This window comes from Streptomyces sp. HB132 (assembly GCF_016909575.1).
In the GTDB taxonomy this organism is placed as follows: domain Bacteria; phylum Actinomycetota; class Actinomycetes; order Streptomycetales; family Streptomycetaceae; genus Streptomyces.
On the sequence record NZ_JAFBGA010000027.1, the window covers coordinates 31,574 to 47,376 of the forward strand.

12 protein-coding genes are annotated in these 15,803 nt (G+C 67.6%); 4 read left to right on the plus strand and 8 right to left on the minus strand.

Translation table 11 applies throughout. The features are described from left to right. Positions 1-489 precede the first annotated feature (489 nt). The 6 genes from JOC24_RS32165 to JOC24_RS32190 all read right to left on the minus strand — a co-directional run bounded on the left by JOC24_RS32165 (position 490) and on the right by JOC24_RS32190 (position 7,033). Positions 490-2,454: a DUF3732 domain-containing protein gene (locus tag JOC24_RS32165; RefSeq protein WP_205023973.1), complete on the minus strand. Its 1,965-nt coding sequence runs from the start codon at positions 2,452-2,454 to the stop codon at positions 490-492. 4 nt (positions 2,455-2,458) lie between these two features. Next, the gene (locus JOC24_RS32170; protein ID WP_205023974.1) at positions 2,459-2,935 is read right to left on the minus strand and encodes a three component ABC system middle component; all 477 of its coding nucleotides are present in this window, start codon (positions 2,933-2,935) and stop codon (positions 2,459-2,461) included. Further along, positions 2,928-4,112, minus strand: coding sequence for an ABC-three component system protein (locus JOC24_RS32175; protein WP_205023975.1), 1,185 nt, complete (start codon positions 4,110-4,112; stop codon positions 2,928-2,930). The genes JOC24_RS32170 and JOC24_RS32175 overlap by 8 nt, the downstream gene beginning before the upstream one ends. A 113-nt stretch (positions 4,113-4,225) precedes the next feature. Further along, the gene (locus JOC24_RS32180) at positions 4,226-5,242 is read right to left on the minus strand and encodes a TniQ family protein (RefSeq protein ID WP_205023976.1); all 1,017 of its coding nucleotides are present in this window, start codon (positions 5,240-5,242) and stop codon (positions 4,226-4,228) included. A 46-nt stretch (positions 5,243-5,288) separates the two neighbouring features. Further along, positions 5,289-6,290: a TniB family NTP-binding protein gene (locus JOC24_RS32185; protein ID WP_205023977.1), complete on the minus strand. Its 1,002-nt coding sequence runs from the start codon at positions 6,288-6,290 to the stop codon at positions 5,289-5,291. Further along, positions 6,284-7,033 (minus strand): hypothetical protein, encoded by a 750-nt coding sequence (locus JOC24_RS32190; RefSeq protein ID WP_205023978.1) that lies wholly within the window; start codon positions 7,031-7,033, stop codon positions 6,284-6,286. The genes JOC24_RS32185 and JOC24_RS32190 overlap by 7 nt, the downstream gene beginning before the upstream one ends. Before the next feature lie 195 nt (positions 7,034-7,228). Here JOC24_RS32190 and JOC24_RS32195 point away from each other — a divergent pair, with 195 nt between their 5' ends. From JOC24_RS32195 to JOC24_RS32210, 4 genes are all read left to right on the plus strand, one after another. Continuing rightward, entirely contained in the window at positions 7,229-8,380 is a 1,152-nt protein-coding gene (locus JOC24_RS32195) for a tyrosine-type recombinase/integrase (RefSeq protein WP_239581346.1), read from the plus strand. Then, complete coding sequence (locus JOC24_RS32200) at positions 8,377-11,019, plus strand: tyrosine-type recombinase/integrase (RefSeq protein WP_307792802.1); 2,643 nt, start codon at positions 8,377-8,379, stop codon at positions 11,017-11,019. The genes JOC24_RS32195 and JOC24_RS32200 overlap by 4 nt, the downstream gene beginning before the upstream one ends. Continuing rightward, entirely contained in the window at positions 11,016-11,603 is a 588-nt protein-coding gene (locus JOC24_RS32205; RefSeq protein ID WP_205023979.1) for a DUF6262 family protein, read from the plus strand. Before JOC24_RS32200 ends, JOC24_RS32205 begins: the two co-directional genes overlap by 4 nt. A gap of 305 nt (positions 11,604-11,908) precedes the next feature. After that, positions 11,909-12,814 (plus strand): oxidoreductase, encoded by a 906-nt coding sequence (locus tag JOC24_RS32210; protein WP_205023980.1) that lies wholly within the window; start codon positions 11,909-11,911, stop codon positions 12,812-12,814. Positions 12,815-12,949: 135 nt separating this feature from the next. Here the strand turns inward: JOC24_RS32210 and JOC24_RS32215 are convergent, their stop codons facing one another. Next, complete coding sequence (locus JOC24_RS32215) at positions 12,950-14,350, minus strand: DDE-type integrase/transposase/recombinase (protein ID WP_205023981.1); 1,401 nt, start codon at positions 14,348-14,350, stop codon at positions 12,950-12,952. Then, positions 14,347-15,039, minus strand: coding sequence for a TnsA-like heteromeric transposase endonuclease subunit (locus JOC24_RS32220; RefSeq protein ID WP_205023986.1), 693 nt, complete (start codon positions 15,037-15,039; stop codon positions 14,347-14,349). Before JOC24_RS32220 ends, JOC24_RS32215 begins: the two co-directional genes overlap by 4 nt. Positions 15,040-15,803: the final 764 nt, after the last annotated feature.

A 15,803-nucleotide genomic window follows, 5' to 3' on the forward strand; every position in this document is an offset into this window, starting at 1 on the left:
GGGGGCGGCGCTGCGCTGGCCAAGGTGTCAGGCCCGTCACGAGACGTCGGGCCGACAGCTGGCGATTCGGCAGGGCGGCCAGCGCCATACGCGGCCGCCCTCGGCCCCGCGGAGCTCCGTTCTCGCGATGGCACCCGGCACGGAAATCTACTGAACTTGCTGAGCGTCAGGAATAGTTGCATGAGAGGTAATTTGAGGTCGCGCGAGATTCCTGACAGACGAATAGCAGTGAGATGCGGCGAACTCTCACACGAGTCCCGTAGCATTTAATTTTTGTCGAGGCTCGGTGAACCTGCGCAGTGGTCATGCTTCTGACCTCGTTTTGTGCAGTTCGGGTGAGCGGGTTTTTGGGTGGGTGGCTCACTGAATCTGCGCAGGGTTGGGGTGGTCTAGCCGTCTGACCTGTGGTGTTTTTGGCTGCCGGCGGGGCTGCGCAGGTTGGTTGAGTACTGCGCAGCTTCAGCGATCCCCGGTATGTGGTGGCGGGGGCTATGGGGTGGGGTTGGTGTCGAGCCAGGTGGTGGGGATGAGTTTTTCGCCGTTGCGCCAGTTGTAGCGGACGGATGCCTGGTACCAGGGGTGTGGCAGGTCGGCGTGGTCGCTGACGATGATCTGGAAGCGGGGGGAGAGCTCTGTGACGACCTGGTGCATGAGCTGGAAGAGGCCGGTGACTGTCACACGGTCTTCGTCCAGGGCAAGGTCTTCCAGGCGGCCTCGGGCCTTGGCCATGTCGGAGGGGTAGTAGGGCTGGGTTGGCTGGTCGAGCATGAGGAAGCGGGGTACCGGCCGGCTGTTCGCGGCGAAGTACTGGTGGAGAGCGAGGTGGGCGGCCAGGTGGTAGCCGACGTGGTTTTTGCCGCTGCCGATACGGAGCAGTTCGGTGATGCCGTTGGGGGTATCGGTGACGACGGTGAGTTTCTTCGGGTTCAGGCGGACCAGGCCGTCGCCGTGCTCGAGCCTGAGGAATCTGGCGTGGCTGGTCATCTTGCCGCTGACGTAGCCGAGGCTGTGGGAAAGCTTGTCGTCGATGGCTTCGCTGTCGAGCTGTTCTTCGAGGCCTTGGACGAGTTCCTTGGCGATGGCGACATCGGCTTGGAGACGCTGGAGGTGAATGCTGCCGGTTGTGGTGCTGATCTGGCCCAGGTAGGCGCTGATCCTGCCGCGGGTGTAGGCCTGGGTTTCGGCTTGTCCGAGGAGGCCAGCCTGTTCGGAGCGCTGTTCGGCGATGACGCTGAGGGCGCCTTCGACGCCACGGAGCTGTTCACGCAAGCGCGTCGCGGTCAGTTCGATCTCGCGCAGGGCCTGTTCACGGCGGGGCTGGACTGCTTGCACGGTGTCGAGCTGGCCCCGGAGGTCTTCGAGGGTGGCGTGCATGTCGCCGACGGTGGGGTCGGGCTCGGCGAGCTCGTTTCCGCATAGGGGGCAGTTGTGTTCTCCGGGGAAGCCGTCGGGTACGAGGCTCAGTGCGGACAGGCGTGACATGCCGCGGGCGACGGCTCCGCTGTAGCCCACGGCCTCGCTCCCCAGGTCGTTCAGGAGTTGGCGTTCTTCTGCCAGGGATCGCAGCTGCCGGCGCAGGGCGGCAGTCTGTTCGTTGAGGACGAGCTCCTGCCGGCGCTGCTCTTCGTCTCCGTCGCGCCGGGCCGGCCGGAAGGAGGAGGCTTGCTGGAGTGCCTCGATGACTGCGTCCCGGTCCGGGCTGTTGAAGGCGTCGTCGACCAGGAGCCCGTGGACGCGTGCTTCGCCCAGGAGGGACTGCAGCTGTGATTCCACGTTCTGGTTTGCCTCTTGGGCGGCTTTGAGGCGGTTCTCCGCGCTGCGCAGGGCTCGTTTGGCCTGGAGAAGCTGCTGCTGGAGTGCCGCCTGGTCTTCCGGGACCGCGCCGAGGAAGTACGGGATCGTGGCCTTCAGGCTCTCGGGGATCCCGCGCTCGTTCTGGCGGTGGAACAGGACCCTCTTGGAAGCGACCTCGTCCTGGTTCTGCAGACAGAGCAGGACGGCGTGACCGAGATTGGCGCTGAGCGGGGCGGCCAGGCTGCCGGCCGCGGGTTCACTGCGGGTGTCTCCGATACCGATCCGGCGTCCGATCTGCTGACGCAGTTGGGCGGAGTCGGTATTGATGCGCAGGTCCGCCAGCTCCGGGACACCAAGGTCGATGCCGACTTCGAACATGGCGTTGGTAACGGACTTGGCCGTTGGGCTTGGCGCTGGCCGTGCGGCGAGGATGCGGGTGTCAGTCAGCTGCAGGATGACTGCGTACCAGGCGACGGTGGTGAAGATCGGGCTGACCGGGAGAGTCGCCTCGTCTCTGCCGAGGCAGTAGTCGACGATGTCGAGCAACGCGCTTTTGCCTGTCTCGGAGGTCCCGGTGACGATGTTGAGTTCACCGAGCCGGAAGTCCAGGACGCGCTTCTCGCCGCTCTTGCTGTAGAGGATGATCGACCGGATCTGCACCCGATCAGGGTCTCACGCCCAGCAGCGCGAATACGGTGGAAGGATTGTCGGACTTCGCAGTCCAACGGCCTATCAGAGAAGCCGCCTTGATGAGCTCGGCGAGTTCGCCCTCGGTGCGGGACTTCGCGAGCCTGCCCTTGAGGCAGCCCTGTTCGATGGCGAGCATCTGGTGGCGGAGCCCGAAGCGCAGGCCTTCCCGTACGGCGGGTCCGAGCGAGCTGGCGCGTGGGGCAAGGCCGGCGACGAGCACGGGATGGTCCGCCACCCAGTTCGTCAGATGGGTGCGCGTCGATGTGGGCAGCGCCCGCCGTGTGGGCTGGTGCAGAACCAGCGGGGCCACCACGAAGGCCATGGGCCACGGCATCAGCCTGCCGGAGGCCTCCCGCTCGTAGTCGCGTGCCGCGGTAGCGGCGATCCCGGCTACGAGAGCGGGGTTGAGGAAGGCGGCGCTGGCCTGCGGCCGCCGCGTCCAGCTAGGCACGCGCGGCTCTTATCAGGTCCTTTACCCGTGCCTCGAAGTCGGGGTGCCAGCCGATCCGGCCGCGGTCTGCCAGTTCGTGGTGCTTGCCGCGGGAGAAAAACGCCTCGTCGTACGCCTCACGGATCCGGTAGCGGGTCTGGTCCAGGGTTTTGCGTAGCAGTGCCTTGCCTGCTTGTTCCTGCTCACGGTCGGTGGCGTCTTCGCCCAGGCCGTCGAGCATCCAGTCGAACTCCCGCTGCCACTCGTCGGAGAGGTCGCCCTCGAACCGTGCCAGCTCGTCGATGTCGACCAGATCGTCTTCGAGCCAGGCCACGGTCTGGGTGTAGGCGCGGTAGTAGTCCACCATCGCCTTGTTCAGCTGACGCCCGGCGCCTACCCAGCGCAGCTGATGGATGAAGTGTGCGTCGGAAAGCTCGGCCTCAGCCTCAGCGGGGAAGTCCGCACGGTCCACCGTCGTTGGCAGTCTGTCGGAGGTGTAGTCGTCTCGGATGCGGCTGATGCGCTGCATCAGCCGGGTCACGGAGACGCTGGTGTGCCGCTTCTGCAGCATGTCCACGGTCTGTTCGTACCACCATGCCCACAACTGCTTCATGAAGGAGTCAGCGTGCCCATCGGGGAGCGCGGCTCTGAGCTTCACCCGTACCTGCGCGTCGAGGTCGTCGATGGACGGGGTGCCGTCGATGACTCTCATCCGCTGCACGAAGACGGCGCGCTGCGAAGGCGGGAGCTGCAAGAACGATGCTCGTGCCGCCGCGGTCCCTGTGGCTGTCGACTCCTTGGCCGCGACGGTCAGCAGTTTGAGTGCCTCGGCGGGCGCTGGCGCCGGCGCCTTGAGCGCAGCCATAGCGGTTCCTGGGCGGGCTTCTTGGGTGGTGACCAGTGTCAGTGCAGGGCCGTTCTCATCGCCGGGAGCGTGAGTGTCCATCCAGGACTTGATAGTCCGCCAGACATCGTCGTCCTTGTCGCCGAGTGTGCGCACGCCGCGGATGTGATGCTTGACCTGCAACAGGTCAAAAGGCCGCCCATCCTTATCCCATGCCACGTCGTCGTGGAGCTCCAAGCTGATCGCCCCATCAGGCCGGTCCTCTTGTCCGCGCAGCAGCTCGAGCAGGGCGAACTGCGCCTGGAAGAGGTAGCCCAGGGCGGACGCCGATGCCTCGTGTGCGGAGGACGCCATGCCGTCAGTCTCCCGATTCCGATGTTGATCTGTCCAGCACACCACACTAATCGAACATAGTTACGCACGTTAGATGCTGTCCCGTGCGGACTCGAAGTGGCAGCTGCTGGAGGTTACCGGCCCTGTGGTCCGTGAGGTTTCGCTCTTGGGCGGGGTGGTTGGTAGCCGAGTTCGGTGAGTTCGGTGGGACCCGGCCCGTACGGGTTGTGCCGGTAGGGCCACCGGCCACGGGGGTAGGGGTGGCGGCCGGGTGTGTATCTGATGCGGCTCTCGAACTGGTCCGGGTACAAGGCTGGGTCCTCGAGCCAGGGCCGGCCGAGGAGAGCGGCGATGGCGGTGTGGAGGGGATGGGTGCGTCCAGGGCGTTCGCGGGCGAGGAGCGCGCGGGGGTGGCGGGCGAAGAACTGGGCGAGGGCGATGGTCTCGGGGTAGGTGATCGCTTCCCGGGCGAGGGCGTACCAGAGGCGAGTGCGCTTGTTGTTGCCGATGCGGCGGGCGCGTGCGGGCCAGATGCGTTCCTCTGTCGGTGCGGCGCGCCGCCAGGTCTCCGTGAGGTTTATGGCCAGTGCGAGGGCATGGTCGGCGGCTGCGCCCCAGCGCCGGAGGAAACGGAGGTGCATGTGGTGGGCGGCGAGGATTTCGGGGGTGCGTGCGAGGTCGGCGTGCTCGGCCGGCAGTGGGATGCCGGCGAGGGTGTGGCGGCCGAGCATCCAGGTGTGGTGGCGGCGGCAGATGAGGTGGGTGTCGGGGAGGTACTGGGGGACGGGGTGGGGATCGCTGGTGCGGGCGAGGGTGCAGCGGGGGCAGCCGGGGACGGCGTGAGCGGAGGCGAGTCGGAGCCGGGCACGAGCGGTCTGGGGGTCGGGCCTGTCGCGGTAGCGGTTCCATTCGGGGAGCGCGTGGGCGAGGTGTTCGTCGGGGATGCCGGCGAAAGCGGCGATCAGGCAGCGGCTGGGGGCGTTGAGGTACAGCTCGATGCTGGTGTAGGGGCCGTGCGGCTTGGTGCATTCGGCATTGGCTGTCGGCCAGGGGATACCTAGGGCGTGAAGCAGTTCTGCGGTGCTCATGTGATGTCGGCGTGCCAGGCGCTGGACGTAGGAGGTAGTGGTCTCCCACTGCAAGGGGGCCACGCGCCAGATGCTGGGGCGCGGGAGAGTTCGGTGCGCGCGGGTCATGTCAGGCCCGTGCCGGTGGGCGCGTGGCCTGTTCGGCGAGTTCGTCGAGATCGATGTCGTCGAGGAGCCGCTTGGTGATCTTCTCGCTGCCGTTGAGGATGGCGGCGATGGCGGCTTCTCGGACGAGCGCGGACAGGCTGCCGATCCTGCCGCCGGTGCGTTGGTGGAGGTAGGCGGCGTGCCGGGTGAGGGTGTCGGGGCGGTGTGCTTGGAGGCGCAGGGCTTGGTCCATGCCGCGGACCAGGCCTTCCCAGGCGGTGCGCTGCGCGGTGCTCCCGTACGACAGGGGTGGATTGCGCACCATCTTGAACCGCCCGGCCAACTGCGCGCCGCGGCTTCCCGTCAGGAGCGGGGATGCCTCGATGGCGACGCCGGCGTAGACGAAGGTGGCGGGGATGCGTTCGCTGAGGTGCTTCATTTGGTCGGAAGTTTCGGCACCGGTGCGGGTGCGAGTGTTGAGCAGGTGGACGTCGTCGACCAGGACGAGTTGGGTCGCCAGATCGTGCAGGGCGGCGCAGACGATGTCGGTGATCCGCACTTGGTTCATCGCCTTGCCGATGGGCAGGTCGAGGAATCGCCCCAGTTCGGAGACGAACATCTTCGGGGTCGCGGCGGGTGGCACGGACAGGAAGACCACCGGCAGTCGCTCGCCGAAGCCGTCGTGGCGGGCCCGGTCGGCAAGGTGGAAGGACCGGCCGAGCTGCTGCAGGGTGGTGGTCTTTCCCGTGGTCGGCGGCCCGGAGATCAGCAGTCCCCGGCGGGCGGTGCCGTTGTGCCGCCGGTTGAGAATCATCAGCCGGCGCAGGGTGAGGGAGATCCTGGCCATGGTGGGGGTGGACAGGATCACGAATCCTGAGTGGTAGTCCAGGCGTTCCTCGGCGCTCCAAGGGCCGGTCCCGGGCAGGCAGGGTGGTTCGGTGTCGACGAACTGCGTCCACTCGCGCCAGGTGGTGGGGGAGGCATACGGATCGTCGTGCGTCTCGTGGCCGGGGGGCGTCACCACTGCTGCGCCTCCTTGTGTGCGTCGAAGATGTTCCAGGCTGCTGCTGCTGCTGGCGTCGCGGAGTCGGCGATCTCAGGGGCGGTGTCGGAGCCCTCGTCCGGCACCTGTCCGGCGGAATTGCCTGGCAGATCCGTGTTCGTGTTCCGTCGCTTCGGGTGCTCCGCCTGCGCTTTCCGACGTGACTGTGCGGGCTGGTCGGTCTTGCCGCGTTTGGCGGTGGCGCCAGGACGGGCGGCTGCGTCGAGGATGCCCGGGGCGCTGGTGGCCGGGGGAGAGCTGCCGGCGTCGCTGATGCCTGTGTCTGCGGCGTGTGCGCGGCGTAGGAGTTCGTCCAGGTGACGGGCGAGATGTTCTTCGTGTTCTGCACGGCTGCCACGTCGTGTGACCACGTTGCGGATGTGTCGCCAGGTGGTGTCGGTGAACGGCTTGGATACCAGTCCTTGGTGGATCCAGACGACCTGTTCCCAGCCGTGGGGGAGTCTGACCCAGCACTGCCATGGCTCGTAGGGGTTGTGGTGGACCTCCCACTTGCCGTCTGCTGCGGTGGAGCGGTGGCGGTGCCCGTTGAGGGCGGGCCCGTCGTAGGTGCGGTGTTCGAACCGGATGCCCTCGTCGCCGATCGCGCACCGCCTGGAGGGCAGCAGCTCGATCCAGTCGGCTCCGGTCAAGGGGACGGGTACGTGGCCGGCGATGCCGGTCAGCGCGGCCCACATCTCGTTAGGAGTGAGGGTCAGGCGGGGCATGAGCGGGTGCCGCAGTCGCTCGTGGCGCCGTTCCTGCCACCCGCATTTACCGACCGTGATTTGTGCTGTTCGTGATGTCCGTTCGAGCCTGTGGCGTGGACGTCATGGGCTCGTTTACCGACCGGGTTCAGGACGTTCGTCATGTTCTGGAGTCGGTACGGAGGACGAGTGGTACGGCACCTTGTGGTCGGGGACTTGAGGGTCCAGCGGATCGAGCGAAAGGGCGGATGGAGGTCGTGGACCATCGTCTGGCCGGAGGGCACCCTCCACGCTGAGGCGGACCGGTTCCTGCGCCGCCATGACGGCTCGGGCACACAGAAGACATACGCGTACTACCTGGTGGACCACCTGCGGTGGCTGGAGCGCGAGTGCCTGGCCTTCGACACGGTCCAACTGCGCGATCTGGAAGGTTACATGGGCGTCGTCGGTGCCGAGGTCCATATGCCGCTCGGGGAGCCATGGCGGGTGGGTAAGCGCCCTTACGGCCGGTCCGCGCTGTCGATCGCGGCGTCCTGCCTGAAGGGCTTCTACCTGCACCAGGCATCCCTCGGCGTCAACGTGGACCTCGGTGAGAAGCTCGACGGCACGCGACTGCCGTCACGGGTGGACCGTCGCCGCTCGCTGCTCGGGCACGTGAAATCCGTGATGCCGGCGAACCCGCTCGCGCCGAAGGGACCTTACCGCCGGCACCCGAAGATGCTGCCCGACGGGGCGAGGGAGAAGCTGCTGGCGACGGTGAACTCGGCCCGGGACCGGATGGTGGTGACCTGGCTGGCCGACGGTGGCCTGCGGATCGGCGAGCTCTGCGGGCTGCACCTGGTGGACCTGCACCTGCGCGAGAATGCAGCCTGCGGCGAGTGTCGCGCCCCTCACCTTCACGTTTGTCACCGGCCCGGTAATCCGAACCGGGCCGAGGCCAAGACCAAGCACTCCTGGCGGGTCGAGCACAGCACGGTTACCGGCGGGCTGATCAAGCGGGTCAGTCCGGCGATGGTGCACTCCTACTTCGAGTACCTCACCAGCGAGTACCCGCGCGAAGCCGGACACGGCATGCTCCTGGTCCAGTTGCACGGCGCCTGCGCCGGACAGCCGTGGGCGACGGTCGGGGCCCGACGGATGCTCGGCCGGGCCGGGAAACGCGCCGGGCTCGGGCTGGTGAAACCCCATGCCTTCCGGCATTCGTTCACTTCTGCGGTCCTCGACGCTGCCGACGGCAACCTGCTGATCGCCCGGGATGCCGGCGGCTGGGCCTCGGCTGCCACGGTCGACGAGGTCTACGGACACGTCGACGTCCACGACCCCGCCTTCGACTCCGCTCTGCGCGCGGTCTGGGGTGAGACGCGGTGACCGAGACAGCTCTGGCCCCGGTGCGGGATGTCCGGGAGGGACGGGACCGGTTCGAGATCATGACTGCGCTGGTCAACTCTCCTTCCTTCCATCCAGTGTTCCGCTCGGAGATCGTCGAGATCCCACCGGACCACCCTGTCTACCGATGGATCTGTCTGGTCACCGATTGTGAGCGGCCGAGGGCGGGCCGTGGAGATCTCTGCGGTGCCCACGAGGCTGCATGGCGGCGGCTGCGCGCTGAGCAGTCCCGGGCGGACTTCCTGCGCACCGCCGATCTGGTCGGGCACGGTGAGGAACTGCGCGAACGACCGTGCCGGCTCTGTCCCGAGCGGCCGTCACGCCAGTTGACCTTGGAATTGTGTCACCACCATCAGTTCAGCTGGTATCACTACCGCGACCGGCACGGAGACGCCGCCGACTTCGATGCCTGGCTGGCCAAGCAGATGCCCCGGCCCGGATATGGACGTTGCAAAGCCGTGGTCTGCCCTGACCTGGCGGAATCGCCCCTGGGGCTCTGCTATCGGCACCGCCGGCGCTATCTCAGAGAGGGACGGCCGGGCGGGGCGGTGCTGCCCGCGCAGTGGGGCAACCGCTACGAGCGGGTCGGGTCACCAGTACCGGTCGAATACGACAACGAGTCGGACTTCCGGTGGTGGTGCTCAAGGACGGCGCCGGTATCCCGACCGGGTCAGATCAACCTCCGCGGCCTGCACCCGCTCCTGAGAGCCGAGATTCAGTGGGGACTGTTCGTCCATGCCCGTGGATCGGCCAGGCGCTGGGAACTCACCCAGATCCAGAGCCTGGCGGACTACTGCCGCGACCACGGATTTCACTCGCTCACCGACTTGACTGCCGACAGCGGATCCTCGGACGAGGAAGGGGGTCGGCTGACCACAGCCGGCCGGGATGCCTCCTACCTCGCTGGGATCCTCATCGACCTGCTCACCCCGCTCTATGTGACGCCGGAGCAGACCCGCGAGCAGGGTTACCTGAACACGGAGCACTTCGGCCGCAGGCTGAACAACCGGTCGCCACGCATCGACCTGACCTCGATATCTCAGCGATGGCTCCGCGATCTGGCCTGGGATTATTTCGCCGCGATACTGCGATCCCCGAGCTGCCCACGCTCAGGTCACACCTTCGACGGCACCCGGCGAGCCTGCACCGAACTCAGCGCCTTCCTGGAGATCCAGGCCCCCGGCGGTGGTCATGACCCACGGCTGCTTCGGCCGCACCACGTTCACGACTTCGCCGCTGACCAACGGCTTCGCGAGCTGGACGGGTTGCCGTCCCTGGGAGTGAAAGGCTTGCATGGCAAACCGTCCATCGTGACCGCGTACACCCGTCAGATGGTCTTTACCCGCACCCGGCGGATCCTCCTGGAAGCCCTGGAATCCGGCGAGGCAGGACGTCTCGGCCTCGACCGGGGTTTCGTCACCGCCATGCCTTCTCCGGGCAGGGTCATCACCCGGACACGGACCCCCTTCTCCGACGAAGTCGCCCAAGCGCTCGCCGCGGAGACGAACCTGCAGATGCTCACTGCCTGCCACGACCCTGCTGACCGCGGACTCCGAGACGCCTGGGAGACCATCGTTGTCACCGGACGGCGCTGCAGCGAGGTGATCAAACTGCGTCTGGATTGTCTGGGTCGCTACGGCGGGCTCCCGATGCTCTGGCACGATCAGACGAAGGTCGGCAACTACGACGCCGCGATCCGCATCCCCGAACAGCTCCATCAGCGGCTGGAAGCTCGACAACGCAAGACCCTGGCGTTGTTCGCCACTCGCCACAACCGCCCGCCGACCCTCGAGGAACGCGCCCATCTGCCACTGTTCCCCAGCAACCAGCGCAACAGCGATAGCCGTCGGCCCCTGTCCTACCAGTGGTTCCACCGGGGCTTCAAAGCATGGATCAACGATCTCGACATCGGCCGGTGGGTGCCCCACCAAGCCCGGCACTCGTTGGCCACCAGCCTGCTGCAAGCCGGAGCGAGCCTGACCCACATCCGCCGCTACCTCGGTCAGGTCTCCGAGCGCATGGCCGAGCACTACGTCCATCTCGCGCAGTCCGACCTGGAGAGCGTGCTCCAGCACATCTGGGTGGCCGGCCCCGGAGCCGCCAGCCCCGGCGAAGTCCTCACCGAGGACCTCACCCCGCTCACCCGAGAGCATGCCATGGCCCTCGCGATCGACCTTGGTCGCCGCAGCACCCCTGCCGAGGGCGGCTTCTGCACCTTCCAGCCCGTCGTCGACGGCGGCGACTGCCCCTGGAGCCTCAACTGCCACTCCTGCGACAAGTTCGTGTTGTCCGGCGCCGACCTGCTCTATTGGCGTCGCAAGCGTGAGCAGTGGCGGCTGCTGGCCGAGGGTGCCCCGGACGACGCCACCGCCGACTACCTCCACCGCTACTTCGAGCCGACCGCCCGCGCCATCGACGGCCTGGAGAAGGCCCTGGCCGGCCTTGGCCTTCTTGACGACGCCCTCGCCCTGGACCTGCGCAAACCCCAGGACTACTTCCACCGCGTGTGGTCCACCGCCTTCCGCGCCACCGACCTCGCCCACGCGGGCAGCGACAAGCCGGACGAGTACAGCGATACGTGCACAGCCGACGGCGACGACCCCGAACAGGACGCTGCATGAACACCGCCACCGTTCCCGAACCCCGCACCGCGGCGGCCCTGACCGCCCGCCGACGCAAGACCGAAGCCGCCCTTGAGCGCGTCCACCAGGCCATCACTCGGCTCCGACGCGAGAAAGCCCAGGTCAGTGTTGCCGCCGTCGCCCGCCGAGCGGACGTCTCGCGCACCTTCATCTACGACAACGTCGAGGCCAGGATGGCAGTCGCCTCTGCGATGACCGAGGCCGGTGAACGCCGGTCCCAGATGCTCGCCGACCAGGACGACGAGCACGAGGCAACCTGGCGTGAACGAGCCCTCAACACCGAGGATGCGCTCAGGGCCGCCCACGCCGAGATCCTCGCCCAGCGCACCCGTATCGGCGAACTCCTGGGCCAGATCCGAGACTTGCAGGCCGAATGGACCGAGGAAGCCATCCAAAGGATCACCACCGAGAACACCACCCTCAAGCAGCGGGTCCGCCAGCTCACCACCGACAACCGCACCCTCGACGAGCGCCTCAAGGCCGCCCGCTCCAACCTGCGCTTCCAGGACCGGCGTGTCGCCGACCTCGAAGCCCACATCACCGAACCAGCACCAAAGTCCTGATCCCTTCGGCCCAGGCACTTCACGGCCCGTCCACCGTCCCGGTGGACGGGCCGTCCCATGGGGTGGTGATCACCTTGTCCGGCCGCGCTGAACGCAGCCACCATCGTCTGCCACCTCGCCGGGACAGCAGCACAAGGTCCGAAATTTCGCCCTGCCCGATGCTCTCTCGTCAGGTCCAACGGCCCTGCGAAGAACGTTAGTTCCCGATAGGGATGTGACGTTTCGCCCAGCTCGTTGACCTGTCGCAGCACACCGTGACGGCCCCATACTCCGGGATCTGACGAACCGACGGGTGAAGGAGCACGGTGAGCACAGCGGCGGCAGCAGGGACCTGGAGGCTCGGGGACCTGGAGGTGAATCGCATCGGCTACGGCGCGATGCGGCTGACGGGCAACGGCATGATGGGGAACTCCGACGGCACGCCGATCGACCGCGATGTTGCCGTCGGCCTGCTGCACAGCGCGTTCGAGCAGGGGGTCAACCACATCGACACGGCCGCCTTCTACTTCTCGCCACTGCGGTCAGCGAACGAGCTCATCAACCGCGCCCTCTCATCCTGGTACGGCGACGTGGTCGTGGTGACCAAGGTCGGCCCGGCGCGCGATCCCTCAGGCGAATGGCTCTACACGGTCCGCCCCGACCAGCTGCGTGGCCAGGTCGAGGAGAACCTGCGCCAGCTCGGCCGGGACTGCCTGGACGTGGTGAACCTGCGCGCCGGCGGCCCCCGCACAGCTTCGATCGCCGAGCATTTCGGCGCCCTCGCCGAACTGCGCGAGGCCGGCCTGATCCGGCACCTCGGGCTCTCCGCTGTCCTGCCTGAGCACGTGGCCGAGGCCCAAACGATCGCGCCCGTGGTCTGCGTGCAGAACTCCTACGGCCTGGACTGGCGCCGCGCCGACGAGAGCGGGCTGGTGGACCTGTGCGGGGAGCAGGGCATCGCCTTCGTCCCGTTCTTCGCGGTCTCCGGCCTGCGGCGTGAGGCAGCCGCAGAACAGGAACAGGACGCGCGCGTCCACTCCGTCGCCCGCGCCCACCATGCGACACCGGCCCAGATACGGCTCGCCTGGACCCTCCACCGCGGTCCGCACATGCTGGCCATTCCCGGCACCACGAACCCGGCACACCTCGCCGAGAACATCACCGCCGGAAGCCTGCGATTGACCGAAGAGGAATTGGCCCTCCTCGACAAGCCGAACGCGGGCACCGCCTGAGTCTCTGCCAGCGATGCAAGGTGAGCTTCCCCAGTCCCTGAGAACCGGACCGAGTCGAGCGAGAAGTGTCCCTGGTCCTTTTCAGTCGCCATCAGCGGACATGTAGTCTATGACTCGTCGCAGTTCAGAGCCGATTCACGAGCTCCTGCGGTCGGTAAAAAGGTCGATGACCCACTCGTCGAGGAGGTCCTGGAGTTGGGACAGTGTCCAGCACGCTTCGCCCTCGACTGCGCTGCCGCGCGTGGCGAGGCTGTTGCCGGTGTATCCGGCGACGTACTGCGCGAACAGGGTGCCGATCGTGCCGAAACCCCGCTCTACCTGTCCTTTGGCGTGCCCGGACGCGGGCGGGCACGGCTGGACGGAAATCCCCAGGTGCTCGGCGGCGGCGAGGAAGCAGCGGGAGACGAACACCTTGCCCTGGTCGATGACCACGGTCGTCGGCCGGATCACCGGTCTGGCGGCCGCGCCCTGCATGCGGGCGTCGATGGAGACGAGCCGGGTGTGGGGAATGACGGAGGCGGCCATGGACAGGTACTGGGGCCAGTGCGGTCGCATCGGCTGCGGCACGAGCGTCTGCGCGAGGAGCACGGCCGCGTCGACCGCCTTGGTTCCCTTGGGACGCAGGACGGCCGCGGTGATGCTGCGGGTGGCCACGTCCACCGCCATCGTCAGCTCCGGTCGGCGCGCCCGCCCGTCCTCGCACACGACCATCACGTCCAGCAGCGTGCTGTCCATCATCACCAGCTCACCGGGTGCCATCGCGTGCGTCGGTGTGAACACCGGCACGGGCCGAGAGGCCCTGCGCCGCTCGCCGGCTGCGGTCAGTGCCAGCCCTTGCTGCTCGGCGACGGCCCGCGCCAGGCGGTTGAACGTGGCCACGGGCGGCACGGCCACGCCCTCGGGACTGTGGGTGTCCTGCAGCAGCCAGGCCACCTGCCGCCGCAGCCGGCTCAGCGTCCCGGTAGACCGCCCTCGCTGCTCTGTCAGCGCCCTTGTGATCGCGGCGACCACCCGAGGGTCGGCCTGGCCAAACACCGACCGCTCCCGCTTCCTGCGGCCGTCGACGAGCCCCCACACCCCTTCCTCGCGGTAGCGGGCCCGCATCCTGCGCACCGTGGCCACACTGACGGCCTGGCCGGCCGCGGTCAGCTCGGCGGCCTTGGCCGCCTCCCGCTCGGCGAGCGAGTGCACGGCCGGGTCGTACCCGGGCCGGGGCGGCCAGTCCTGGCGAGGGCCGACGTGTCCGGCCTCGACTTCCAGGATGTGCCGCTCCCAGGCCAGGGCCTTCTCACGGACTTCGAGGCCGAGCCCGTCCAGCGGACCGTGGACAGGTACTCGCTGGCGCGCGGAGTGGGGTTGGTCCAGGAGATCGAAGTCCGGAGCTCCGAGGACCTGGGTGAGCAGCAGCACCCGCACGCCGGCGTCTCCCTCAGCGAGCAGCCGGCGGCGAGTCCCGTCCAGGCCGGCCAGGACATGGACCCGGTCCTCGAACCGGATCCGGTCACCGACCTTGACGACGTCCACCACCCGCTTCATCGTTCCCCTCCCCGGCGTCGTCCGGTAGGGCTTGCAGTCACGAGAGTCTCCTCGTTCAGGGGACGGTCCCAGTCCATGGTCAGCAGGCTGTGCCACAGCTGGTGGTACACGGCAGGGAGCGTCGCGATCGGATCCCCGAGCCGGAGCGCGCCCGTGCCCAGCGCGGTGGGCACGGGGAATGCCCGCCGCAGCCGGGCGGCGGAGATCCCGACGGAGCACCGGGGATGCCGGTAGCCCGACAGCCACCGTGCGTTGGCCGTGACCACCGGATCCGCAGCAACCGCGAACCGGTGCTCCCACCCTGCTTCCCGAGCACACGCTTCAATTACCCGGGCCCGGCCTGCGAGTCGCCTGGAGGGGCCGCCGCGTCCGGGGCAATCCACAAGGTGCACCGTGCCGCCGGCCAGAGCCACGGCCAGGTCAGGGGCGTGGGTGACAAGCCTTCCGTGCTCTTCCCACTCGAACTCCACCGGCCGGCATGCGATGCCCACCACCTGCGGATCCCGGTCGAGCAGCATGACCGCGTCCCGCATCGCAGCGCTCCCGTATCCGATGAGACGGCCGGTGGTCGCGGACCACCACCATCCCGGAGCCAGCAGCCGTCCGCGCCGTACGGGGAAGCCGCGTACGGCCGGGTACTCCATGGGCCGGAGCTCCCCGGCCCTAGTCCGCCACGGCAGCTGGGCCATGCCCCCGTCGGGTCCCACAAATCGCACGCTCACATGACGCGGATGCACCCCGCCCCCTCTGTCGATCCAAGGCGAGGCCGCAGGCAGGCCGCCTTCTCCTTCAGTGGAGGACGGCCGACCTATCTGAGCAATGCGCAGGTAGGACGAGCCACACGATGGGGTGAAGAACTGCCGCTGCATCCCGAAGTCTCTCTCAGGCTCTGCTAACTGAGGTGGCATCGCATACCTGTCGGGGGATGAGGGCGCCAGCGTCGCCGTCTGTAAAAACTGGGAGCAGGGGTGCACTGCGCAGGTTGGTTGAGTACTGCGCAGGTTCGCTGATTCACCACACGTGCGTACGTCTGAGCATTCGGCGGGGACCATCGAAATTAACGGTCTCTACCCCGGACTGTTAGTGATGCAAGGTGGTGCGTGCTGAGTCCAGTTCTTAGCTACGGCCGAGAATGATGCACGCAGCTCACGCTCCGGTCGAGACGACCGACCCCCTCGTGTTGGTGCGTAGTTGTCTGTGACAGCGGGTCGAATGCTGCGGTACGTGTCGTCCGAGGCTAGGCCTGCCCGCACTGCGGAGCCGTGCGGGCAGGCCTCCACTCTCCCTTGACCTCCCGTCACCCCCAGGGCCCGCAGGCGCCGGACCCGGCCGCATCGCTTTGCGGTGTGGTGCGAGAATTCCGGAGGAATTCCCAACCCCATTCCGAAGGAATGGGGTTGAAAGCCCGTAGGGCTTTATCGTCTTTACGACCCGTAGGGTCGTGCGTCGTTCC